Annotated in this window: 12 protein-coding genes and 1 pseudogene; 9 read left to right on the top strand and 4 right to left on the bottom strand. The window is 55.8% G+C overall.

All coding sequences use genetic code 11. From position 1 onward, the window contains the following. Positions 1 to 102: 102 nt before the first annotated feature. Positions 103 to 1,308, top strand: a complete 1,206-nt coding sequence (locus RGV59_RS01195) for an MFS transporter (RefSeq protein ID WP_126586633.1) — start codon at positions 103 to 105, stop codon at positions 1,306 to 1,308. Between the two features lie 156 nt (positions 1,309 to 1,464). On the opposite strand, the gene RGV59_RS01190 is transcribed toward RGV59_RS01195, so the two are convergent. Both RGV59_RS01190 and RGV59_RS01185 read right to left on the bottom strand, forming a co-directional pair. Beyond that, complete coding sequence (locus tag RGV59_RS01190) at positions 1,465 to 2,649, bottom strand: M20 aminoacylase family protein (protein WP_057005087.1); 1,185 nt, start codon at positions 2,647 to 2,649, stop codon at positions 1,465 to 1,467. Positions 2,650 to 2,717: 68 nt separating this feature from the next. Next, positions 2,718 to 4,028 carry an MFS transporter gene (locus RGV59_RS01185; RefSeq protein WP_108525467.1) on the bottom strand — a complete coding sequence of 437 codons (1,311 nt, stop codon included), beginning with the start codon at positions 4,026 to 4,028 and terminating at the stop codon, positions 2,718 to 2,720. A gap of 158 nt (positions 4,029 to 4,186) precedes the next feature. Between RGV59_RS01185 and RGV59_RS01180 the strand changes: the two genes are divergently transcribed. The 5 genes from RGV59_RS01180 (at position 4,187) to RGV59_RS01160 (ending at position 14,155) form a co-directional block, all read left to right on the top strand. Continuing rightward, positions 4,187 to 5,107 (top strand): LysR family transcriptional regulator, encoded by a 921-nt coding sequence (locus tag RGV59_RS01180; protein ID WP_046382026.1) that lies wholly within the window; start codon positions 4,187 to 4,189, stop codon positions 5,105 to 5,107. 662 nt (positions 5,108 to 5,769) lie between these two features. Then, complete coding sequence (locus RGV59_RS01175; protein ID WP_322246846.1) at positions 5,770 to 6,654, top strand: helix-turn-helix transcriptional regulator; 885 nt, start codon at positions 5,770 to 5,772, stop codon at positions 6,652 to 6,654. Positions 6,655 to 6,784: 130 nt separating this feature from the next. Then, positions 6,785 to 9,649: an SNF2-related protein gene (locus tag RGV59_RS01170; RefSeq protein ID WP_322246845.1), complete on the top strand. Its 2,865-nt coding sequence runs from the start codon at positions 6,785 to 6,787 to the stop codon at positions 9,647 to 9,649. Next, on the top strand, positions 9,649 to 11,328 hold the full coding sequence (locus RGV59_RS01165) for a site-specific DNA-methyltransferase (protein ID WP_322246844.1): 1,680 nt from the start codon (positions 9,649 to 9,651) through the stop codon (positions 11,326 to 11,328). The genes RGV59_RS01170 and RGV59_RS01165 overlap by 1 nt, the downstream gene beginning before the upstream one ends. A gap of 1 nt (position 11,329) precedes the next feature. After that, the gene (locus tag RGV59_RS01160) at positions 11,330 to 14,155 is read left to right on the top strand and encodes a DEAD/DEAH box helicase family protein (RefSeq protein WP_322246843.1); all 2,826 of its coding nucleotides are present in this window, start codon (positions 11,330 to 11,332) and stop codon (positions 14,153 to 14,155) included. A gap of 228 nt (positions 14,156 to 14,383) precedes the next feature. On the opposite strand, the gene RGV59_RS01155 is transcribed toward RGV59_RS01160, so the two are convergent. Further along, entirely contained in the window at positions 14,384 to 14,836 is a 453-nt protein-coding gene (locus RGV59_RS01155; protein ID WP_322246842.1) for a JAB domain-containing protein, read from the bottom strand. Positions 14,837 to 15,044: 208 nt separating this feature from the next. On the opposite strand from RGV59_RS01155, the gene recC reads away from it, so the two are divergent. The 3 genes and pseudogenes from recC (at position 15,045) to recD (ending at position 24,275) form a co-directional block, all read left to right on the top strand. Further along, a complete protein-coding gene (gene recC, locus RGV59_RS01150; RefSeq protein WP_322246841.1) occupies positions 15,045 to 18,515 on the top strand; it encodes an exodeoxyribonuclease V subunit gamma in 3,471 nt (1,156 codons plus the stop codon). Beyond that, positions 18,512 to 22,185, top strand: a pseudogene (gene recB / locus RGV59_RS01145) (exodeoxyribonuclease V subunit beta). Before recC ends, recB begins: the two are co-directional and overlap by 4 nt. Continuing rightward, on the top strand, positions 22,182 to 24,275 hold the full coding sequence (gene recD / locus RGV59_RS01140; RefSeq protein ID WP_322246840.1) for an exodeoxyribonuclease V subunit alpha: 2,094 nt from the start codon (positions 22,182 to 22,184) through the stop codon (positions 24,273 to 24,275). The pseudogene recB and the gene recD overlap by 4 nt, the downstream one beginning before the upstream one ends. Here recD and RGV59_RS01135 read toward each other — a convergent pair. Beyond that, positions 24,263 to 24,427 (bottom strand): hypothetical protein, encoded by a 165-nt coding sequence (locus RGV59_RS01135; RefSeq protein WP_017528830.1) that lies wholly within the window; start codon positions 24,425 to 24,427, stop codon positions 24,263 to 24,265. The two genes, recD and RGV59_RS01135, sit on opposite strands and share 13 nt — an antisense overlap. Between the last annotated feature and the right edge of the window lie 17 nt (positions 24,428 to 24,444).

Here is a 24,444-nt window from a genome sequence, read left to right as displayed (position 1 = left end):
TCCTCCAGAGTTACTTAAATACTAATCGATACATAAGTTATTGACTACCCTGCGGCCTCTCCCTATATTTATACCGATCAGTATATTAGTGGGAGTGATCGAATGACTACAGATGAGCCGCAGAGCGGGAAACTTCCGCTTGGAGCATTACTGGCACTGGCGATGACAGGTTTCATTTGCATTGTGACTGAGACATTGCCCGCGGGTTTGTTGCCCGAGATCAGCAGCGGGCTTGGTATTTCGGCATCTTTGGCCGGGCAGATGGTGACCGTTTATGCCTTGGGGTCACTGCTGGCAGCAATTCCGCTGACTATTGCCACGCAAAGCTGGCGCCGCAGGACGGTGTTGCTGCTAACAGTTGTCGGCTTCCTGGTATTCAATACCCTCACGGCGCTGTCTTCCCACTATTGGCTTACTTTGATTGCGCGGTTTTTTGCCGGCGTTTCTGCGGGACTGGCCTGGAGCCTCATTGCGGGCTATGCGCGACGGATGGTTGCTCCACAATTGCAGGGACGCGCATTGGCAGTCGCGATGGTGGGAACGCCCATCGCATTGTCGCTGGGCGTGCCTTTGGGAACCTGGCTGGGGGGACTCATGGGCTGGCGCATGGCGTTCGGATTGATGTCCGGGATGACCTTGCTGTTGATTGTCTGGGTGCTGATCAAGGTGCCGGACTACCCTGGCCAATCCTCCTCACAGCGCATGGCGTTGCGTCAGGTCTTTTTCACACCTGGTGTACGTTCGGTGCTGGGGGTCGTCTTCACCTGGATGCTGGCTCACAACATTCTTTATACTTACGTCGCGCCGTTTGTTTCCAGGGCTGGGTTGGCCGATGAGGTTGGTTTGGTTCTGCTGGTATTTGGTGTTGCCGCTTTGGCGGGCATCTGGATAACGGGGCGGCTGGTTGATCGGCATCTGCGCAAGACAGTGTTGGCCAGTCTCGCAACCTTCGCAGCCGTTTCGGTTTTCTTCGGCTTGTTTTCAGGCTCTGCCGTGGCGATTTATCTAGGTGTTTTTATTTGGGGCCTGACCTTTGGTGGCGCCGCGACGCTTCTACAAACCGCGCTTGCCGACGCCGCAGGCAAGGGCGCCGATGTTGCTCTCTCCATGAACGTCGTCGTCTGGAACAGCGCTGTCGCTGGCGGGGGACTCTTGGGTGGCGTGTTACTCGGCCAGTGGGGAGTGGGTTCCTTTCCCTGGGTGTTATTGATACTGCTACTCCTCAGTCTGGTCATTGCATCTAGAGCGCGGGTCCACGGCTTTGCGCAAGGTGACAGGCAGTCCAGCCAAGTGGTCGCTGGTCATTGATGTGTGGGCAGCATTGCGCTGCATGCTCAAGCTTCCAACGCATTACAACGAGTGAACAGCATGAATACGTGATTTAAGCCGCAGCGGCGACTTGCTATAGATTTACCGGGCTTGGGCGAGTCTGGATCGCCCAAGACGAGGGGCTGGTTTTTTGCTTTAGTTTAGATACCGTTCCACTAGGCGCGCCCAGTAGGCAGCACCGATTGGCAAGTTTTTGTCATTGAAATCGTAGGCCGGGTTATGAACCATACAACCATCTTCGCCAACGCCATTGCCCAGGCGTAAAAAACAACCTGGCCGCTGCTCAAGCATGTAAGCGAAGTCCTCGCTGGACATGAGCTGATCGGCATGGGCAATCACATGCTCATCACCCACCAGTTCCCGTGCTACTTGCAGAGCAAATTCGGTTTGCGCTCGGTCGTTGTCGATCACCGGGTAACCTTCCATATAGTCGATCGTGGCCGTTGCTCCATAGCTGTTTGCTTGGGCGTGGACCAGTGCTTCGATGCGCTCTTTCAACTGGCTACGGACCCGCTTGCTGAACGAGCGGATACTCAGCTCAAGGTAGGCGCTGCTGGAAATCACATTGTTAGCAACCCCCGCCTGAAGCAAGCCGACCGTGACTACAGCGGGTTCAACAGGGTTGATATTGCGCGCGACAATGGTCTGCAGCGACATGACGATGCTGGAAGCCACCACAACCGGATCTACCGTAAGGTGTGGGCGAGCCGCATGGCCTCCGAGACCATGAATGGTAATCGCGACCTTGTCGCTCGCCGACATGAACGGTCCGCTTCTAAACAGGAAGGTGCCCGGAGCCTCGCCGGGGTGGTTGTGCATTCCGAACACGGCATCACAGGGAAAGCGTTCGAACAAGCCATCATTTACCATGCGTTGCGCGCCGCTATCGAAGCCCTTCTCCTCTGCGGGTTGAAAATAGAGGTGCACCGTTCCGCGGAAGTTTCGTGTGCGCGCCAGATATTCAGCGGCCCCAAGCAGCATGGTGGTATGGCCGTCGTGGCCGCAGGCATGCATTTTTCCCTGATGGACACTGGCGTAAGGCAAGCCGGTCTGCTCGGTCAACGGCAGAGCATCCATGTCTGCTCGTATGCCAATGTTCTTGCCGGCGCCTACCGTCAGGCTGCCTACCACACCGGTCTCACCAACGCCTTCGGTTACGCTGAACCCCCAGGCCCGTAAGCGCTCTGCAACGAGTTTGGCGGTTTGAAACTCCTCGTAGGCCATTTCCGGATGCTGGTGAATATGGCGGCGAATACGTGTCAGCTCCTCAGTTTGAGGGCGTAAATCATCGACTTTGCAGTAGTGAGGTTCAGTCTTCATCACAGTGAGTTCCTAGCGGTGAATAATGGAGTGCAGGAGTGCCGTCAGTTGGGATGCATCCCCGGCTCCTACGGTTGAGCCTGGGCCGGTAAACGCAGTGCCAACGTGCAAAGACCGCCGATCACTAAAAGGACGGCCATTACGGCCATCCCCGCAGCGAACGAGCCGGTGAAGGTCTTCAGAGCACCGATGATGGAAGGACTGACAAAGCCACCGAAGGCACCGATGCTGTTGATCAGGGCTATGCCTCCAGCGGCGGCAGTACCTTTGAGGTAGCTGGAGGGCACAGCCCAGAACACGGCATAGGCCGAGTATGTGGATAGCGTTGCGAGGGTAATACTGCACAGCGCCAACGTCAGGTTGCCGGAACTGAAACCGGTCAGCACTAAGCCGATTGCGCCCAGAAAGGCGGGTACTGCGCCGTGCCAGCGGCGCTCGCCCAGGCGATCGGAACTCCGAGCATTGATCAGCATCGCGAAAATGGCGGCGCTGTAAGGGATCATTGAATAGAGCCCGATCTCGAAAATATTCTTTACGCCAGCGTCCCGCAGTATGCTCGGCAGCCAGAAACTGACGGTATACAGACCGCAGATCAGACAGAAGTAAATGAGGGCCATCAGGTAAATTCGCCAGTCTTTCAAGGCGGCAGCGAAAGTATGTTGTTTTGACGCCTGCACCTGCTCCAGATCATTCGCCAGCAGCCGTTTCTCTTCTTTGCTCAGCCATTGGGCCTGTTCCGGCGAGTCACTCAAAAAGAAGAACGCCGCGATACCCAAAAGAATGCAAGGCGCCCCTTCGAGGATGAACATCCACTGCCATCCCGCCAAACCATGAATGTCGGCGAAAGTTCCCATAATCCAGGTCGACAATGGTCCACCGATGACGTTCGAGACTGGCCCTGCCAACAGGACGCACGCCATTACTTGAGCGCGACGCTTACCTGAAAACCAGAAGGTCAGATAGAGGATCATGCCCGGAGCAAATCCAGCCTCAAACACCCCTAGAAAAAACCGCAGGACATAAAAGGTAGTGCTGTCATGCACAAACAGCATCGAGGTTGAAGCCACCCCCCACAACAACATGATGCGACTGAGCGTCTTACGTATTCCTACCCGCGCCAGCCAGAGATTGCTCGGCACTTCGAACATTACATAACCGATAAAGAAAATCCCTGCCGCCAATCCATAAGCTGCATCGGTCAGACCGAATTCCTGCTGCATCGCAATCTTGGCGTAACTGATATTGACCCGATCTAAATAGGCGAGGACATAGCACAACAACAGAAAGGGCAATAGGCGCCAACTGATTTTGCGATACATCTTGCGTAGGGCGAGGTCATCGGGGGAGGTCGGTGTAATCAGTATTGCGGCCTGAGCCATAGTGAAGTCCTCACAAGTTCCGCATTTTTTTATTGTGTCGATTAAATGAGCTTGGCATCGCCCAATTGACAGAAAGTATGGGGAGCGCAGAAACTTCAAACAATAGCGATCTTCGCTTGCGAGTGTTGACTTTAAGTCAACAGACAGGAGAGCCCTAATTGCAAAAAATCGGCCTTAATGAACGGCGACTTCACTATTTTTCAGAGGTCGCAGAAGCCGGCTCGATCCGAGGCGCAGCGGATCGTCTGAATATCGAGCCCTCAGTTGTCAGCCGGCAAATCCACCAGTTGGAAAGCGAGTTGGGGGTGCAACTCCTACAGCGCCACGGCAGGGGTATCGTCCCTACGGAAGCTGCCAAACTGGTGATCAACCATTGTCGTGAGCGGCGATCAAGCGAAGCATTGCTGCTGACTCAGATTTCCGAACTCAAGGGTCTGGAGAGAGGTGAGATTCACATTGTTGCGGGCGAGGGTTTCCGCGAGGAATTAGTCCGCTGGGTGCTTCAGGACTTCAGCCAGCAGCACCCCAAGCTGGTGGTTACGCTGGAGTTCGCCAATGCCGTCGACACCGTGCGGATGCTGGCAAGTGATCAGGCTCACATCGGCTTGGCATACCGTCCGCCTATCGATCCCGCCGTGCGTACGGTGATGTTGCGCAAACAGCCAATGTGCGTCATCACCTGGCCCGGCCATCCCCTTACCGAGAAGCAGCAGCCACTGGCATTGAGTGATGTTTGCCCCTATCCGGTGGGCTTGATGTCCAACGGCTTTGGCTTAAGCAATCTGGTTAAGCTGGCGCAATTCCACGATCGCATTCAATTCGAATCCAATCTGGTCACCAACTCAATCGCCACCCTCAAGAGCTATGTAAAAGCCCATCTCGGGGTGACCTTCCTGTCCTCGCACGCAGTAGCCAATGAAATCGCAGAAGGTACGCTTGTAGCGCTCAGGACCCGCAGCGAAGTATTTGAAAGTGCCGAGGCACACCTGATGGTCCGAGCGGGTCGGCAACTGTCAGTTGCCGCTGAAAGGTTGTTGGCCATGTTGAAACAGAAGGCCGTTTTTGAAGTCTCTGAATAATCTTGACCCAACTGCCCCGAAAACCGGTGCATGAGTTTAAAAATGGAAGATTCTGGCCTTGGGCTAATGGTCGCCAAATCACCCGCGCGCTGCGTCTTGGCGCAGAGACAGTCCGTGTCTTTCGGTTTCACCGCTTTGAGCTGGCGGTCAGAGAGGCGGGGGCTTGGGCGCACATGAGGTGTTCCATGGCGTTAATTGGTGTTCCAAAAATGACCACTGGTACTATTTGGAGTACCCGGTAATGTGGGGTGGGTCGGATGTTTAGGGATGCTGATGGCCTATAGGGATTTGATTTTGTTGGGTTTAAGGTGAAAAAAGACGTCTGTGGACGTCTTTAGATGATGAATTGGTGGGCCGGGGTAATCTGAAACGATTAGCTATCTTTTTGAAATATATGAGAAAAGGCCGGTTTGATATTTTATTGGAATACCTTTTGGAATACCGAATGGCTGGATTTGAGCTCAGGGGGCCGTGGCGCTCCTTTGGGCTAGCCACATGTTGCTATCCCTCCCTGGTGGTGAGTCGAGGAGCGTGTTGCTCGAAGATTGCTCTAGGCTATTACGAATCAAAAAGATCTGTAAATGATGCTTTAATGATTTTTAATTGCGGGTGTTGTGATCGCAATTTATGCTGTTCTCGCTTTCACCACGACTAGCCCAATCATGACCACTGAAGCTCTATCGCAGCTAACACAAGCCCAACGCGACCGCTTGGCCTATTTGGAGTTACGTCTGCGATTCGTTGGGAAAATTGGTCGGCACGACTTGATTGAGCGTTTCGGTATTCAAACGGCTGCCGCCACTCGCGATCTTGCTACTTATCGTGAGCTGGCAGGCAACAACCTGGCGTATGACCGCAGCAGCAAAATCTACACGCCGACCAACGAGTTTCGGCCGATCTTCACCTTCTCTGCTGACCGGGTACTGGCCTGGTTGGCAGAGGGGTTTGGGGATGGCGAGCCGGCAAACAGTGCGCCGGGGATCTCCTGCGTGACGTCTGGGCGGCTTACCCAGCTTGATATGGACACGCTGGGTATGGTGACGCGCGCCATCTACCATCGCTGCCCTCTGCGAGTAGAGTACTACTCCCTGGCTAGCGGCAAGACCCAGAGAGAAATTGTTCCATTTGCCCTTATTGATACGGGGCTGCGTTGGCATGTGCGTGGCTACGACCGCAAGCGCGGTGCATTTCGGGACTTTGTGATCACCCGCATCAGGCGACCAAAACTTCTGATGGAGTTTCCTGTCGCTGAACACGAGCGCCCGGAGCAGGATGTCCAGTGGAGTCGGATCCTGGAGGTCGATCTGGTGCCTCACCCGGATCAACCGCATCCGGACATCACCGAGATGGACTACGGCATGAGCGGCGGGGTATTGCGTCTACGTCTGCGCGGCGCCACCGCCGGTTATGTACTGCGCAAATGGAGCGTCGACTGCTCGCCGGATCATCGGCTGCGTGATCCGGAATACCGCCTTTGGCTGAAAGACCCTCTATTGCTCTATGGAGTTGAAACGGCGTTGCTGGCTCCAGGTTACCGTGCAGGGTGAGCAAGTAATTACACACAAACAGTGATAAATCACCCTTGGCTCCGTTGCCTCTTATGGCAGGGGTAAGGTTGTTAGGTTCTCTTAGCCTGCCATTGCAGGAAGGCCTCAAGTTAAAAGGGTTATTTTTCCAATGATCTACAGCCCGTACCAAGCCAAGTATTTTGCTCACTTCTTAACGCGTGAAGGTATCGGTGCCGACGAGTCGTTGACCCAGTCCTTGTCTTCGGCACGTGTGGATCTGAACCCACATCAGGTTGATGCGGCTATGTTTGCCTTGCGTTCGCCCTTATCCAAGGGCGTGCTGCTGGCCGATGAGGTAGGGCTTGGCAAAACCATCGAGGCGGCGTTAGTGCTCAGCCAGCGTTGGTGGGAGCAGCGCCGAAACCTTCTGTTGGTTGTGCCGGCCTCTCTTCGCAAGCAATGGGCCACTGAGCTCCGTGAAAAGTTCTCATTGCCCTCGGTCATTCTTGATGCCAAGCGCCTTAAAGACTTGGCGGCCAGCGGGCAACCCAATCCCATTGGGCGTAAGGAAGGCATCATCATCGTTTCTTACGAATATGCTGCTCGTATCTCCCATCAGCTGCAAAAGGTTGCTTGGGATCTGGTCGTGTTTGATGAGGCGCACAAGCTGCGTAACGTCTTTAAGGCTGCTAACAATTCCCGAGCAGCGGTCCTGCGTGATGCCTTACAGGGTTGTCAGAAACTTTTGCTTACGGCAACGCCGTTGCAGAACAACCTGATGGAGCTTTATGGCCTCGTTACGATCATTGATGAGGCTTACTTTGGTTCGGAACAGGCCTTTAAGGCCGAGTTCGGCGGCAAGGGTAATCTTGCTGCTATGACCTTACTGCAGCATCGTTTGGAGCCCATCTGCAAACGCACCTTGCGTCGTCAAGTCCAAAAGGCTGGATTGATCAACTACACCAACCGCTTGCCGAAAACCTTTGATTTTACCCCCAGCAAACTTGAGCTGGATCTGTACGAGTCAGTGTCGGCGTACCTGCAAAACCCAGACACCATTGCCCTAGGTAAAAATGGCCGTCACCTGGTTACCTTGTCCCTGCGCAAGATCCTTGGTTCATCCTCATTTGCCATTGCCAAAACCTTAGACAAGATGGTCAACCGTCTGCAAGCCAAGTTAGTGGTTGATGACGATACCCTGGATGATCTCGATGGTTTTGCCGAAGATGCAGAGGATTGGCGTGATGCTGGTTCTATAGCCGCAACTGAAGCGGATGCAGTCGAAGACCATTCGGATGATGATCTTGATGAGATTGACCCGAAAAAACTTCAGGCCGAGATCGCCGAGCTGACTCATTATCGGGATATCGCCATCTCAATTAACGACAACGCCAAAGGGCGAGCGCTCTTGGAGTGCTTGCCCATCGTTATGGCTGAGATGGAAGCCAAAGGTGGTCAGCGCAAGGCCGTGGTATTTACAGAGTCCGTACGCACCCAAGCCTATCTGCGTGATCTTTTGGAGCAAAACGGTTGTGCCGGCCAGACTGTGATCCTGAACGGCTCAAACTCCGACAAAGACAGCTCAGCCCTATACAAATCATGGCTTGCGAAAAATAAAGGCACTGAGGTTGCCTCAGGCTCCAAAACTGCCGATATGAAAGCGGCCATTGTCGATGCTTTCAAACATGACCGCTCCATCCTCATTTCCACGGAATCCGGTGCCGAGGGTATCAACCTGCAGTTCTGCTCGCTGCTAATCAACTATGACCTGCCCTGGAATCCCCAGCGGATTGAACAGCGTATTGGCCGTTGCCACCGCTACGGGCAAAAGATCGACGTCACTGTCATCAACTTTCTCAATCGCAAGAACCAGGCTGAGGAACGCATTCACCAGCTCTTAGAGCAGAAGTTCAAGCTCTTCGAGGGCGTATTTGGCTCATCTGATGAAGTGTTGGGTGCCATTGAGTCTGGTGTAGATATCGAACGGCGCATTTTGGAGATCGTCCAGACCTGCCGCTCGAATGATGAAATCAATGAGGCCTTCGATCGCCTGCAAGAAGAGTTCAGTGTCGAGATTGATGCGGCCAAACAGGATGCACGCAACAAAATCTTGGCCGAGATGGACGAAAAGGTGATTGAGCGCCTGATGAGCCGTAAGGAGGGCGTTCATGCCGCCCTTGGCGACTTTCGTAGGGCTCTGGTGACCCTTGCTCGCGCTGAACTGCCCGAGGCTCATTTCCATCGAGACCATGCCGAACGTTTTGATTATCAAGGCAACACCTGGTCTACCGAATGGCCTGAGGCAGAGGATAACGGCTGGCGCTTCTTCCGCTTGGGCGGCGGAGGTTTAGCTGACCAACTGGTGACGCAGGCCAAAGTGCGATCAACGCCCATGGCGTCGCTCACGTTTGACTACAACGCCTATGCTGGCAACTTGGGGGATGTGGCCAGCTTGCGTGGGCAATCAGGTTGGCTGCGCCTTTCGCGCCTAACGCTACAAACTCCCGCTCGAACCTGGGATGAGCTGATCTGCGCAGCCTTCACCGATGACGACAGCATGCTGGACCCGAGTACGGCTGAACGCTTGCTACATATTCCTACCCGAGAGCTTGGCGCGCCTATTGGACCGGCTCCTGAGGAAGATTTGGCTGGTGTTACTGAGGCGCGGCAAACGGCCCTAGTCGGCCATGCCCAAGAGCGTTTGGGCGAGTTTCTCAATGAAGAAGAAGATCGCCTTGATGCCTGGCGTAATGACGCCCGTGTGGCCTATGACCAGCAAATTAAAGAGCTGACTAAGCAGGCCAATGAAAAGAACAAGCTCGCCCGTGCAACAGTTAATCTGGCCGCCAAGCTGGAGCTGCAACACGAAGCCAAGACATTAAAACGCCAGGTGGATGATCTGCAGCACCAACTCTATACCCGCTTGCGTGAGATCGATAATGAGCGTGAAGTCATGCTCGACGCCATTGCCGAACAACTTAACTTGACGCCACAGGTGGATCACCTGTTTACGATTCGATGGAGCCTAATCTAATGGCCGGTAAAACAAAACTTGAACTGACCTGGATTGGCAAAGATGAGCGTCCGCGCCTTGAACCGCGAATTCTGATTGAAGAGCCTGAGTGTTCCTATCACGCCGAAACACGGCGTGAGGGTGATCATTTCGACAATATGCTGATACATGGAGACAATCTGCTGGCGCTAAAGGCGTTAGAGACTGACCCAAATGTGCGCGGCAAGGTGAAATGTATTTTTATCGATCCGCCGTATAACACGGGCTCAGCGTTTGAGCATTATGACGACGGAATTGAGCATTCGCTTTGGCTCACCATGATGCGAGATCGGTTGACTATCCTATGGGAGTTGTTATCTGAAGACGGCTCAATTTGGATTACAGTCGACGATAATGAAGGACATTATTTAAAGGTTATCTGCGATGAGATTTTTGGTCGTAAGAATTTCGTTGCGACTTCCGTATGGCAAAGTCGATATTCCCGTTCCAACGACGCGCTGATCTCCATGTCCCACAACTTTGTTTATTGCTATGCAGTGAACCCAGTTTTGTGGAAGACGGTCCGTAACCGGCTCAGTCGAACCGCCGAGCAAGCCGCTCAATACAAAAATCTGGACAACGATCCACTGGGACCGTGGCGTGCGATCCCATGGGACGCGCCGAACATCCGAGAAAATCTAAGTTATCCAATTATCACGCCGTCCGGCCGTGAGCGGCGTCCCCCCCAGGGGCGCTGCTGGTCACGAACGGAAGGGCAATGGCTTGAGATGGTCGCTTCTGGCCGTGCTTATTTTGGCAAGTCAGGTGACGGAGCGCCTTCTTTTAAGCAATACCTGAGTGAGGCATCGGGAATCGTGCCAAATACTTGGTGGCCGCATGAAGAGGTGGGGCATACGGATGAAGCTAAGAAAGAAGTTCAAACCCTATTTGGTAAAGAGTCCGCTTTCGATACACCAAAGCCAGAACGCTTGATGATGAGGATCATTGAGATCGCTTCCAACCCCGGCGATCTCGTCCTTGATTCCTTCGCAGGCTCAGGCACAGCCGGGGCAGTCGCCCACAAAATGGGGCGTCGCTGGATTATGGTTGAGCTGGGAGAGCACGCTAAAACTCATATCGTGCCGCGCATGCAGAAGGTTATCGATGGCACGGATAAAGGCGGCGTGACGGCGGCTGTAAATTGGCAAGGCGGCGGTGGCTACCGCTTTTTCCAACTTGCACCTTCCCTTTTGCAAAAAGACAAATGGGGCAATCTGGTCATTAACAAAGATTATCAGCCGGAGATGCTGGCGGAGGCCATCTGCAAGCATTTCAACTACACCTACGCGCCATCGACCGAACACTACTGGATGCACGGCAAGGCCACAGAAAACGCGTTTATCTATGTCACGACCAACAGTTTGACCTTTGATCAGCTCAAGACCCTGTCTGATGAGGCAGGGGAAGAGCGCAGTCTTTTGGTTTGCTGCATGGCCTATGAGACCGCCGGCGATAGCCTGATGAACTTAACCATCAGGAAGATCCCCCGTGTGGTGCTGGATCGTTGCGAGTGGGGTAAAGACGATTACTCCTTAAAAATCGCAGCCTTGCCCTTGCAAGACGCAGAGCTTGACGCAGTCGAAATCACAGCGGCTAAACCTAAAAAAAATAAATCACCGGTAGCACAGGCAAACCTGTTCGACGGTACTGAGGAAAACTGAGATGACTGAACTAAACAAGGATCGTGTTGTTGCCCAAATTAGTCAGCGCCTCTCGTTACGTAAGCCTCAGGCAGAGGCGCTGCGGCGCCTGGACACCATCGTTGGACTGGTTGACCCGAAAAAGGGCACTGATGTAGAGGCCGCTAGGGAGCAGGTGCGTCAGGCATTCAGTGAGGTTACTGATGCGGACTTTGCAGATTTCGAACGCGACTTCCCATCGGTTTGTTTCTCCGTTGCCACCGGCGTCGGCAAGACCCGCTTAATGGGCGCATTCATCAGCTATTTGCACATGATCGGCAAGAGCCGAAACTATTTCATTCTTGCGCCAAACCTGACGATTTATGAGAAGTTGCTGTTCGATTTCGATCCGCGCAGCCCTAAATATGTGTTCAAAGGCATAGAAGCCTTTGCCCATAACCCGCCTTTGATCGTTAACGCTGAAAACTATGAGGAAGGCCGTGGTGTGCGTGGCGCGGATCTATTCGGCCGCGAAAGTGTGATCATCAATATCTTTAACATTTCGAAGATCAACTCCGAGGTACGAGGCGGGGCTGCTCCTCGTATCAAGCGCCTGCAAGAGTACATAGGCGAAAGCTATTTCTCGTACCTGTCTGAGCTTGATGACTTGGTTTTGGTGATGGATGAAGCGCACCGTTATCGCGGTACTGCCGGATTCAAGGCCATTGCCGAGTTGCAGCCCATTATGGGCCTTGAGGTGACGGCGACGCCGAAAACTACAGGTAGCAAGCCTCAGCCATTTAAAAACGTGGTTTACCGCTACAACCTGCCGGATGCGATGGAAGACGGTTATGTGAAGGAACCAGCCATTGGTACTCGGGCGAACTTTAATCCGAAGTCGGTTGATGCCGATGCGCTGGAGCGCATCATGCTTGAGGACGGAATTAACTACCACGAGCATGTCAAGGTGGCGCTGGAAACCTACGCCAAAAACTACGATAAGCCGATAGTGCGACCGTTTATGCTGGTGGTGACCAAGGACACCACGCACGCCTCCGAGGTAAGACAGTTTGTGGAGTCGGACGGTTTTTTCGGTGGCCGTTACAAAGGCCGTGTTATCGAAATCCACTCAAAAACGTCCGGGGAAGAGAGTGACGAGAATGCGCAGCGCTTGCTGAACATCGAAAAAAGTGGCGATACCGACATCGTTATTCACGTTAACAAACTCAAAGAAGGTTGGGACGTTAGCAACCTGTTCACCATTGTTCCATTGCGTGCATCAGCTTCCGATATTCTGACCGAGCAAACCTTGGGGCGTGGCCTGCGCTTACCTTATGGCAAGCGCACGGGGGTGGCTGAAGTCGATCAGCTCACCGTGATTGCCCACGACCGCTTCAATGAACTGATTGAGTTGGCCAAAACGGAAAACGGCGTTACCAAGAAACTTAAGCAAGTTTTTATTGGTGAGGACGGTGACGTGACCTCAACGAAACCTGAGGCCGTCACTACGCCAAATGTGGTGCAGCACTTGGTGCAATCCATGCTGCCGAAAGCAGAAGGTAGTGAAAAAAGTACTGCTTACCAAATTCCTGCTCCCTCGAGCCCTGCCCGTGTGGCTGAGGCGCCAGCGCCTTTTATTCTGCAAACAGCGCAAGAAGTGGAAGTGGCTGAGAGGACCCTTCAGATTGTGGTTCAGCAGACCGCTAAACAAGTAGGAAGCCTTGCGGATATCAATAAGCCGGAAGTGCAAGCCGCTATTGTTCAGGCCATTCAAGCAGAGCAAACACCGCAAGCTGAGATCTTCCCGGTTGAAACGCTGAAAATTGAAGCAATCGTGAAGTCGATTTGCAGTCAGTTCGTTGAGCGAATTATTGCCATTCCGGCATTGACCATCACACCGACCCAAAATGTGTCTTTTGGCTTTAAATCGTTCACGCTGGATCTTAAACACTGGAACCATCAACCGCTCTCGAATGAGTTATTGATTCAGGTCTTACGCACAGAGAAAACGCAGTCCATTAGCGGCGATGCCCATGATGAGCAGCAAGAGTGTCTAGAAAACTATATCGTTGCCAAACTCATGGACTTCCCAGAGATTGATTACGACACTCACTCCGAAGTGCTTTACCAGCTGGCTGGCCAGGTAGTTGCTCACTATCAAGCCAAATACGATAAGCCCGAAGAGTTGCGTAGTGTGCTGCAAGGCCACTCTCGGCAAATGGCCGATGCCATCTTTGCGGACATGAAGAAAAATATGTGGCGCGGGAAAACAAGTTACCGCGTTACTGTGAGTGCGGCCTTCCAAGACTTGCGTCCACAAACCTTCGAGAATGCGGGCAGCCAATATTCATTGGACTTTCGCCAAGCACCGCCAAAGCTTAACGAGATCAAGCGTTATATTTTTAGCGGTTTCAGTAAATCCTGCTATCCACTGGCTAAATTTGATTCAGATACGGAACGTAAACTGAGCGAGATTTTAGAAAAAGAAAATGGCGTTAAGCTGTGGATGAAACCCGGCCCTAACCAATTCAAACTCTATGACTCAGATGGCTTTCCTTACCAGCCGGATTTTGTGGTTGAAATGCAAGATCGCATTTTGATTATTGAAACCAAGCGCGCGGATGAAATTAACAATGCGGTCGTATTGCGGAAAGCAGAAACTGCAGCGCTTTGGGCGCATATCGCCACTGAGTTCCATGCGAAGAAAACTGGCGGTAAGCCGTGGTCTTATTTATTAGTGCCACATACGGACGTGGTCGGAAACTCTACGTTGGCAGGTCTTGCCGCAAAATACACGCGCCAAGCGGACGCTGAGCTTTTGACCCGCTATGAGCTATCTGGCGAGCTGGATGTTGCTCTGCAAGCATAGGGGGAACCACGCAAAAAAGGGTAGCTTCGGCTACCCTTTTTTGCTCATGAATGAGCCAGATTGCATACTTTGCGGTAAATCCAACAGGCCACAATCACGACCAGAATGAGTGGCGGAAATCGCACTATCAGAATCACCAGCAGCAACACTGCACAGCAGCCCGCAAGGATGCCGGCAAATACGAATACTCCCGCAATGGTTCGTAGTAGTTGCTTCATTTGATCTCCCTCACAGAACCCCAAGTTCTGCCATTGAATTGCAACCGTCACGCCCAACCACGATGTGGTCGAGCGTACGTACCCCCACAAGACTCAAGGCCTCCTTTAACTTTTGGGTAAGTACACGATCTGCCTCACTGGGCTCGGGGTCACCGGAAGGGTGGTTGTGAACCAAGATCATTGCGGCGGCGTTGCACTGCAGCGCAATCTTCACCACTTCTCTTGGGTACCGGGGGTGTGATTGCGAGCCCTTTGAGCATGGTGGTTCTCCTGTAAATGAAAAAAAGGCCAGCCGCACAGCGCTAACTGCATGGACTGGCCAAGAGGAGGGAAGGGATGGAAGAGGTTTGTTCAGCCGACTAGGAAGCGTCGCGCACCGGGTTTCAGTAGCGGGTACTTTTGGGAGAGTGACAGCGAGTGCACTGCAATGACATGGGGCGAAGCTCCTTGGTGGTGATGTCATAGCTGTTATGTAGGATTGAAATATTTTTGAGTTGAACCGTGTTACCTGGATTCAATCGTGATTTGTTTTTAGGTGTGCCGCCTATCCTCGGCTCCCATGGGCGGTGCATCTTCGTAGAGATGGTGATGCATGGTTATATCGGATTAAAGTGATAGCATTTTGCTGCTCTGTATCGCAGAGCTGAGCATTCAGACCTGAGGAAAGCGTTATGCAGGATGCGGATTCGTTGAAGTCTGGCTTCATGATCATTCATGGCAATCGTCTGGATGATTTGCGTGAGCTGGCGGTGAGCTGGATGCAGCGCTACCCGTTGGCGCCGCTGGAAAATGAAGTGGTGCTGGTGCACAGCAACGGCATTGCGCAATGGTTGAAGCTGGCGCTGGCCGATGATCCGGCCAACGGCGGTTGCGGCATCGCGGCGGCGCTGGATGTGCAATTGCCGGCGCGTTTCCTGTGGCAGGCCTACCGTTCGGTGCTCGGGGCGCAGACAACCCCGGAATCTTCGCCGCTGGACAAAACGGCCCTGAGCTGGAGGCTCATGCGCTTGCTGCCTCAGCTACTGGACAACCCCCATTTCAGCAGCTTGCAGCGTTTCCTCAAGGAGGATGACGATCAGCGCAAGCGCTATCAACTGGCCGAGCGACTGGCGGACTTGTTCGACCAGTATCAGGTCTATCGCGCCGACTGGCTGGAGGACTGGGCGGCAGGGCTTGATCAGCTCAAGCACATCAAGAGCGGTGTGAAGCCACTGGATGCCGACAACCTGTGGCAAGCGCAGCTGTGGCGTGAATTGCTGGCGGATGTCGGCGAGGGGGCGCTGGAGCAGAGCCGCGCTGGCGTGCACAAGCGCTTCGTCGCGCATTTGCGTGATGCCGGGCAGGCCCCACGCGGGCTGCCTCGGCGGGTAGTAGTGTTCGGGATTTCGTCGATGCCGGCACAGGTGCTCGAAGCCCTGGCCATGCTCTCGCGCTACAGCCAGGTGTTGCTGTGTGTGCACAACCCTTGTCGCCATCACTGGGGCGATATCGTCGCTGACAAAGACTTGCTGGGCCATGCCTATCGCCGTCAGCCAATCAGAAGTGCTTCTATGGCGGAAAGGCAACATGGCCAGCCGTTGCTCGCCGCTTGGGGTAAGCAAGGTCGCGACTACATCAATTTGCTCGACCACTATGACGAACCGGCGAGTTATCGACACCTTTTCGAGGGCCTAAACGGCGGGCGTATCGACCTGTTCAATGACGAGCCACCTTCAAGCCTCCTAGGTCAATTGCAAAGCGACATTCTTGAATTGCGTCCTTTGGCTGAAACTCGCGAAGTGTGGGCCCCGGTCGACGTGGCACAGGATCGCTCTGTGCGCTTTCACGTGGTCCACAGTGCCCAGCGCGAAGTGGAGGTGCTGCACGATCAGTTGCTTGCTCGCTTCAGTGCCAATCCTGGGCTAAGCCCGCGCGATGTGATTGTGATGGTGCCGGACATCAATGTGTATGCACCGCATATCGAAGCCGTGTTCGGTCAGGTGCCGCGTCATGATCCTCGTTATCTGCCCTTTACCCTGGCCGACCAGGGACAGCGTGGGCGCCAGCCGTTGCTGATCGCCCTCGAACACCTGCTTGAACTGCCGCAAAGCCGTTTTGCCGTTAGCGATATTCTCGACCTGCTGGACGTACCGGCGCTGCGCGCGCGCTTCGGTATCAAGGAAGCGGATGTGCCGATCCTGCAGCGTTGGATCGACGGTGCCGGTGTGCGCTGGGGACTCGATGCGCAACAGCGCGAGAGCCTGGACATGCCGGCGGGCTTGGAACAAAACACCTGGCGCTTCGGCATGCGTCGCATGTTGCTGGGCTACGCGACCGGCCAGGGACCTGAGCTGAATGGCATCGAGCCGTACGATGAAGTGTCGGGACTGGAAGCCGCCTTGGCCGGGCCGCTGTTGACCTTGCTCGATCACCTGGAAATTGCCCGCGAAGACCTGCAGCAACCGGCCACACCGGTGCTCTGGGTCGAGCGCCTGCAATCGCTGTTGAAGGTGTTTTTCCGCCCGATGGGGGATGCCGAAGAATTGCTGGTCAACCAGTTGCTCAAGCTGCTCGATGACTGGTTGCGTACCTGCGAGTCTGCGCAGTTCGACAAACCGTTGCCGCTGAGTGTGATGCATGAAACCTGGCTTTCCGGCATTGAGGAGGGCGGCTTGTCGCAGCGGTTTCTTGCCGGTGCGGTGAACTTCTGCACGCTGATGCCGATGCGTGCGATCCCCTTCAAAGTGGTGTGCCTTCTGGGTATGAACGATGGTGACTACCCACGCCAACAATCGCCAGTCGATTTTGACCTGATGCGCAACGATTACCGCCCTGGAGATCGCTCGCGCCGTGAGGATGATCGCTACCTGTTGCTGGAGGCGTTGTTGTCTGCCCGAGAGCAGTTGTACGTGAGCTGGGTCGGCCGAAATATCCGCGACAATAGCGAGCGCGTGCCCTCGGTGCTGATCGGGCAACTGCGTGATCATCTGGCCAGCGGCTGGCGGTCGGCAACGCCCGAGGCGCTGCTGCACGCCTTGACTCAGGAACATCCGCTCCAGCCTTTCAGCCCTGCCTACTTTGCCGATAAGCCCGGGCCCGACGGGCTGTTCACGTATTCTCACGAGTGGCGTGAGGTGCATGATTCCCAGGCCGAGAAGCTATCGGTCGACCTGCTGCCCCGGCTCGCGCAAGACACGCCGTTGACCCTGCGCCAACTGGCCGGGTTTGTGCGTGATCCGGTCGGGGCATTCTTCCAGCAACGGCTCAAGGTCAATTTCGACAATGACGAATTGACCGGCCGCGACGACGAAACTTTTCAGCTCGACGGCCTCGAAAACTGGCAGCACCAGGACCGGCTCAGCCAGGCGCTCAAGCGCTGGGTTGAAGAAGATTACCGGCCGGAGAACGTGGTGGCCGAGCTCGATCGGCACGTTCAGCGATTGCAGCGCGAAGGCAAGTTGCCGCTGGGTGGCTTCGGAACCTTGAGCGCATTGGCATTGGCCGAGCCTCTACCGGACATGCTGGAGCGTTACCACGCGCAGCTGCAGGCATGGCCTGAAATCGAGGACGGCCAGACTGCCGCAACGATTGCCGCGTGCGAACCGAAACCGGGATTGAATGACTGGTTGGGCGGCATTCGCTGTAATGCCCAAGGTGAGCGGGTGTACTTGCAACTCGACAGCAAGAAACTGTGCAACGACGACAGTTGGCGCTGGCACAACCTGGTTCGACCCTGGGTGCGACATTTGGCGTTGCAGTTGAGCGGTTCGGGCTGCACCACGATTCTGGTCAGTTTGAACGGTGATGTGGTGTTTCGGCCAATGCTCGCGCAAGAGGCGCAGGCGCAGTTGCAATCGCTGCTCGACGCCTGGGTGGCGGGCATGCGTGAACCGCTGCCGGTCGCCTGCAAAAGCGCATTCGCATGGCTTGAGGAAGCGGGGGCGGATGGCGAAGACAAAGACGCGGCCTCGGACAAGGCCCGTGAGACATTCGAGGGTGGCTACAAGCGCACCGGAGAAGCAGAGAGCTCCTTCGCCTTGCGCCGCGCCTACGCGGACTTTGACCAGCTATGTGCTTGCGGTGATTTTGGCACATGGTCCAAGCGGTTGTATGGCGGACTGTTCAAACACCTTTCTTCCAGCAACGCAGGGAGCGACCAATGAGCCCAGTTAATCTCAACCCCCTGGACTTTCCATTGCATGGCAGCCGATTAATCGAGGCCAGTGCCGGCACGGGCAAAACCTTCACGATCGCTTTGCTTTATGTGCGTCTGGTGCTGGGGCATGGCGGCGAAAACGCATTCAAGACACCGCTTACTCCGCCGCAAATCCTGGTGGTGACGTTTACGGACGCCGCCACTCAGGAACTGCGCGACCGTATTCGTGCGCGCTTGACCGAAGCGGCGCAGTGCTTTCTGGAACCGGATCGCAAACATGACAAGTTGCTGCAGCAACTGCGTGACGAATACCCAACGGAGCAGTGGCCTGACTGCGCTCGACGCTTGCAATTGGCCGGGGAGTGGATGGATGAGGCCGCCGTCTCGACCATTCACGGCTGGTGTTATCGGATGCTGCGTGAGCATGCCTTCGACAGTGGCAGCCTGTTCACCCAGACACTGGAAACCGACCAGAGCGAGTTACTGGCCGAGGTGGTCAGGGATTATTGGCGCCGGCATTTCTATGAGTTGCCGGTGGCGCAGGCGCGATCGATCGGTGATTGTTTCAAAAGCCCTCAGGAGCTGGGGGATGCGCTCGGTTCGTTGCTGGCACGCCGGGACGCGACTTATCAATACAAAACCCAGCCTCTTGAAGCGCCTGGGTCTTTGCAGGCATTACTCCAGGAACCGGGTGAGTGGTACGGAACAGTCGGCGAACTGGAGCGTAATGCTCGCCAGTTGTGGGTACAGCATCAGGTCGATCTAGAGGCCTTACTGCAAAGTGTTCGGGTCCGGATGCATGGAGGTACCTATAGGGGGGCAGACCAGGATGATGTATTCAATGGCTACTTGCGCGACTTGGAGCGGTGGAGTCGGGGGCAACCGGCACCTGAAAAAATAAAGGCGTTCAGTCAATCCGGCTTGAGGCTCACTGGTAAAGACAAGGTTCCCCAACATGAGGCGCTACAGGCCATTGATGCCTGGCTGGAAAAACGTAACGCCAAGGTTGATATCAGGGCGCAGGTGCTGCTGCATGCCTTGCATGAAGTGCATGAGCGCTTCGATGAAGAAAAGCACCGCCGAGCTGAAATCGGATTCGACGACCTGCTCAATCGCCTTGACCACGCCTTGCAGAGCTCGTCCGGCCCTCGTCTGGCCGAGACCATTCGCAAGCAGTACCCGGTTGCTCTGATCGATGAGTTCCAGGACACCGACCCGGTTCAATACCGGATCTTTGAAACCATCTACCGCATCTGCGAGAACCTGGAAGACTGCGGGCTGTTCCTGATCGGCGATCCGAAACAGGCGATTTATTCCTTCCGCGGCGCGGATATCTACACTTATCTGCAGGCGCGAGAGGCCACGGCTGGCCGTCATTACACGCTGGGCACCAATTATCGCTCCACCCAGGCGATGGTCGATGCAGCCAACCACTGCTTCCGGTTCGCTGAAGCCCAGCCTCGCGGCGCGTTTCGGTTTGCCACAGAAGACCAGGGCAATCCGGTGCCGTTCAACACCGTACAAGCCAACGGGCGAGACGATGTGTTGCAGATCAACGGCACGGATCAACCGGCCCTGACGTTCTGGTATCTGGAAACCCAGGGCGTAATCAATAACGCCACGTACTTGCGCAAAGCCGCTGACGCCTCGGCATCGGCGATTCAGGCCTGGCTCGATCCCGCTGCAATCAACCGGTCCGGTTTGCTGAACGACAAGGGTGAATTCATCGCCTTGCGGCCCGCCGATATCGCCATTCTGGTGCGCAATCGCAAGGAAGCCGAAGCCATCCGCAAAGCCCTAGCGCAGCGCCAACTGGCCAGCGTCTATCTCTCTGACAGGGACTCGGTCTTCGAAAGCGAGGAGGCCAAAGACCTGCTGTATATCCTGCGAGCGTGCGCTCAACCGACCAGCGATCGGCTGGTGCGTGCGGCAATGGCGACCCGCAGCGTCGGGCTGACATGGCAGATCCTGGAGCAATTGAACCAGGATGAGTTGTTCTGGGAGCAACAGGTTTTGCTGTTCCGCGATTTTCGGGTGTTGTGGCAACAACAAGGCGTGCTGCCGATGCTGCGAAAGCTGCTGGCCACGTTCAAGGTGCCGGCCCGTTTGCTTGTGGAAGATCAGGGTGAGCGGCGCTTGACCAACCTGTTGCATCTGGCTGAATGGTTGCAACGCAGCGCCGCCGAACTCGATGGCGAGCATGCGTTGATCCGCCACCTGGCCGGGCAGGTCGACGGCCAGAGCGAAGAGGAAATTCTGCGCCTGGAAAGCGATTCGGACCTGATCAAGGTCATCACCGTGCACAAATCCAAGGGCCTGGAATACCCCTTGGTGCTGCTGCCGTTTGCCTGTAGCGCCAGGGCGATCGATGGCCGAAGCACTACACCGCCCATGTTCCACGACGACAAGGGGCTGGTGATCGAGCTGATCAAGGGCGATCTGGCCAAACCGGCTCAGGCTCTTGCCAACGATGAGCGTATGGGCGAAGAGATGCGCTTGCTCTACGTCGCCCTGACCCGAGCCCGTTATGCCACCTGGATCTGTGTGGCGCCCCAGGGCTTCAAGGCTGGCGGTGCATCGACGGACCTGCACAAGGCAGGTCTGGGCTACATGCTAGCGGGTGAGAAGCCGATCGCAGCGGCTCAATTGCCTGACGTGGTTGCAGCGTTGGCCAGCGGCTGCACAGACATTGCAGTGTGCGCAGCCCCGGTGCCGTCCGATGCTGTGCATACGGCGCCAACGCCACCGCCGGTGGGACCGGCATTGCGCCCCCTGCACACGCTCGCGGCGAACTGGTGGATCGCCAGTTACTCGGCCTTGGCCATTGCCGACGGGAATGTCCTGATGGGGGCGCAGCCGGGTGTCAACCTTGAGCCGGCGACCGCGCTGGAAGCCAACTTGCAAGAAGAGGACGAAGCTGAAGCCTTGCCTGCAGGGGCCGGGATTCACGGGTTCCCTCGTGGCGCAGGACCGGGCACCTTTCTCCACGGACTGTTCGAATGGGCCGGCCGCGAAGGTTTCGCCAAGGCCGCTGGAGATCCGATCACCCTGCATAACACCGTTGCCCGACGCTGCAACCTGCGCGATTGGGAAACCTGGATCGAGCCACTTTCCGCCTGGCTAGGCAGCTATCTGAATGCACCGCTGCGGTTCAACGGTACCCAATGCAAGCTCTCGACTCTGAGCACCTATCAGGTCGAGATGGAGTTCTGGTTTTCCAGCCGGTCGGTGAACGTTCAGCGCCTCGATGCACTGGTGCGTCAATACACGTTGGGTGGTGCACCGCGTCCCGTGCTGGCCTCCAACGAGTTGAACGGCATGTTCAAAGGCTTCATCGACCTGACGTTTGAACATCAGGGTCGCTACTACGTGGCGGACTACAAATCCAACTGGCTGGGCAGCAACGATCAGGCCTACGACGCCGAGGCGATGGCCGAGACCATGCTGGACAAGCGTTATGACCTGCAGCTGTGTCTGTACCTGCTGGCCTTGCATCGCCAGCTTAAGCTGCGCCTTGCCGGGTATGACTACGAACAGCACATGGGGGGGCGGTGTACCTGTTCGTCCGTGGACACCAGGCGCCCACCCAAGGTGTGCATTTCGAACGACCGCCACGGCAGTTGATTGAACAACTGGACCAACTCTTCATGGGCCAACACGCGGAGGTCAGCGCATGAGCCAGACCCTTAAGCAGCTGAGCAACAGCCAGCGCAACGTTGATCACCCGCCGTTGTTCGTTGGCGATGCCGACAGCAGCGAGCTGCTGCATCAACTCGACAATTGGGTGAGCCGAGGCTGGTTGCGCGCACTGGATCGCTCATTCGCCACCTTCATACTTGAACAGGATCCCCAGGCCCAGGCCAGTGTGTTGCTGGCCGCCGCGATGACCAGTCATCAACTGGGTCGCGGGCATTCCTGCCTGGATCTGGTCGCTACCCTGCAAGCGCCTGACTTTGTGTTGTCGTTACCTCCTGAAGGGGAGGAGGGCGGCCCATTACCGTCGCAATGGTTGCTGGGCCTGGATGTCGCGCAATGGCGCCGGGCGTTATGCTTGAGCACGATGGTGGAGGATCGGGACGAGCCGCAGCGATTTCCGGAGCGGCCGCTGGTGTTGACCGGACAGCGTCTGTACCTGCGTCGTTACTGGAACTATGAGCGCAGCATTGCCCAGGCGCTGAGCGCCCGTTTGAGTGTGGACGCGGTAACACCGGAAAAACTTTCCAGTCGGCTCGATGCCTTATTCCCTGACACCTTCGAAGTTAACGGTGAACGCCGTAGCGACTGGCAAAAAATTGCCTGTACGCTGGCGGCACGAGGTAACTTCAGCGTCATCACCGGCGGCCCCGGCACCGGCAAGACCACCTCGGTCGTGCGCTTGCTGGGGCTGTTGCAAACACCGGCCGTGGAGGAAGGGAAGCCGCTGCGAATTCGTCTCGCCGCCCCCACCGGCAAGGCAGCAGCACGCTTGTCCGAGTCCATTGGCAAGGCCGTCCGTGAGCTGCCGGTCAGCGCCCCCGTGCAGGAGGCGATCCCGACGGATGTTTCCACATTGCACCGTCTGTTGGGCAGTCGACCGGATTCGCGCAACTTCATTCACCACCGGGATAAGCCACTGGAGCTGGATGTATTGGTGGTCGATGAAGCGTCGATGATTGACCTGGAAATGATGGCTTGCCTGCTCGATGCCTTGCCTCGGCAGGCGCGCTTGATCCTGTTGGGTGACAAGGATCAGCTGGCATCGGTGGATGCAGGCTCCGTGTTGGGCGACCTTTGTCGCAACGCTGAAGCCGGCGGCTATAGCGAGCAAACAGTGGCCTGGCTGGAAGCCCACAGTGGCGAGTCGATCAGCGCTCCGGGGTTGCAAACGGCAGTCGGTGCTGGCGATCCGCTGGCCCAGCAAACCGTCATGCTGCGCTACTCCCGACGCTTCGACGCCCAGCAGGGCATTGGGCGTCTGGCCAAACTGGTCAATGAGAAAAATGCCGCCGAAGCACGAAGCCTGCTTGATCAGCAATTGCCTCAGCTGTTCAACCTCAAGTTGCGAGGCGAGCATGATGCCGCACTCACCGAGTTGATTATCAACGGCAAAGGCGATGCTCCTGGTTATCGCCATTACCTTGAGCAGCTACGAGACCAGCGTCCTGCGAAAGACACTCCCTTGGACAGTGCCCTCTGGGCCGGTTGGGCTGGCAAAGTATTGGGCGCGTTTGATGAGTTCCGTCTGCTCTGTGCGCTGCGTCGCGGGCCTTGGGGTGTCGAGGGACTGAATCAACGAGTGGCCGCCGAACTGCGCCGCTGTGAGTTGTTGTCGGGGGACCAAGGTTGGTACGAAGGGCGACCGGTACTGGTCACCCGCAATGATTACAGCCTGAGCTTGATGAATGGTGACATCGGCATTGCTCTCTGGGTACCGGGTCCCTCTGCAGAACGGGTTCTACGTGTGGCCTTCCCGCGAAACGATGGCAGCGGCGGCGTACGTTTCGTGATGCCGAGTCGGCTGGTGGAGGTTGAGACCGTTTTCGCCATGACGGTGCACAAGTCCCAGGGGTCGGAGTTCAACCATACAGCTCTGGTATTGCCCGATGCGCTGAACCCTGTGCTGACCAAGGAGCTGGTGTACACCGCCATCACCCGTGCCAAGCAATGGTTCAGCCTGGTCGAAGCCAGTCCGGGCGTATTTGAAGGGGCGGTGAGTCGCAATGTGCAGCGAACCAGTGGGCTGGCGCTGCAACTGCAAGATGAGCTGGCAAAACTTCAACGCACCTGAGTGGGTGCGTTCAGGCATTTGTAGCCTGGGTACTGGGCTTCAGCGGTGACCTTTGCCATGGCAGAGGTCACCGCTTGAACCGTGATGGTGAAGTTGGCTTGGGGGCCGGCGGTGGCAACCACACGTTGCATAAAGGCTTTGTAGGTTTTCATGGCGCTGTCCTCGATGG

Source organism: Pseudomonas sp. FG1, from assembly GCF_034313875.1.
Taxonomy (GTDB): domain Bacteria; phylum Pseudomonadota; class Gammaproteobacteria; order Pseudomonadales; family Pseudomonadaceae; genus Aquipseudomonas; species Aquipseudomonas veronii.
Note: the sequence above shows the minus strand (reverse complement) of the source record. Positions and strands in the feature narration are given on the sequence as shown.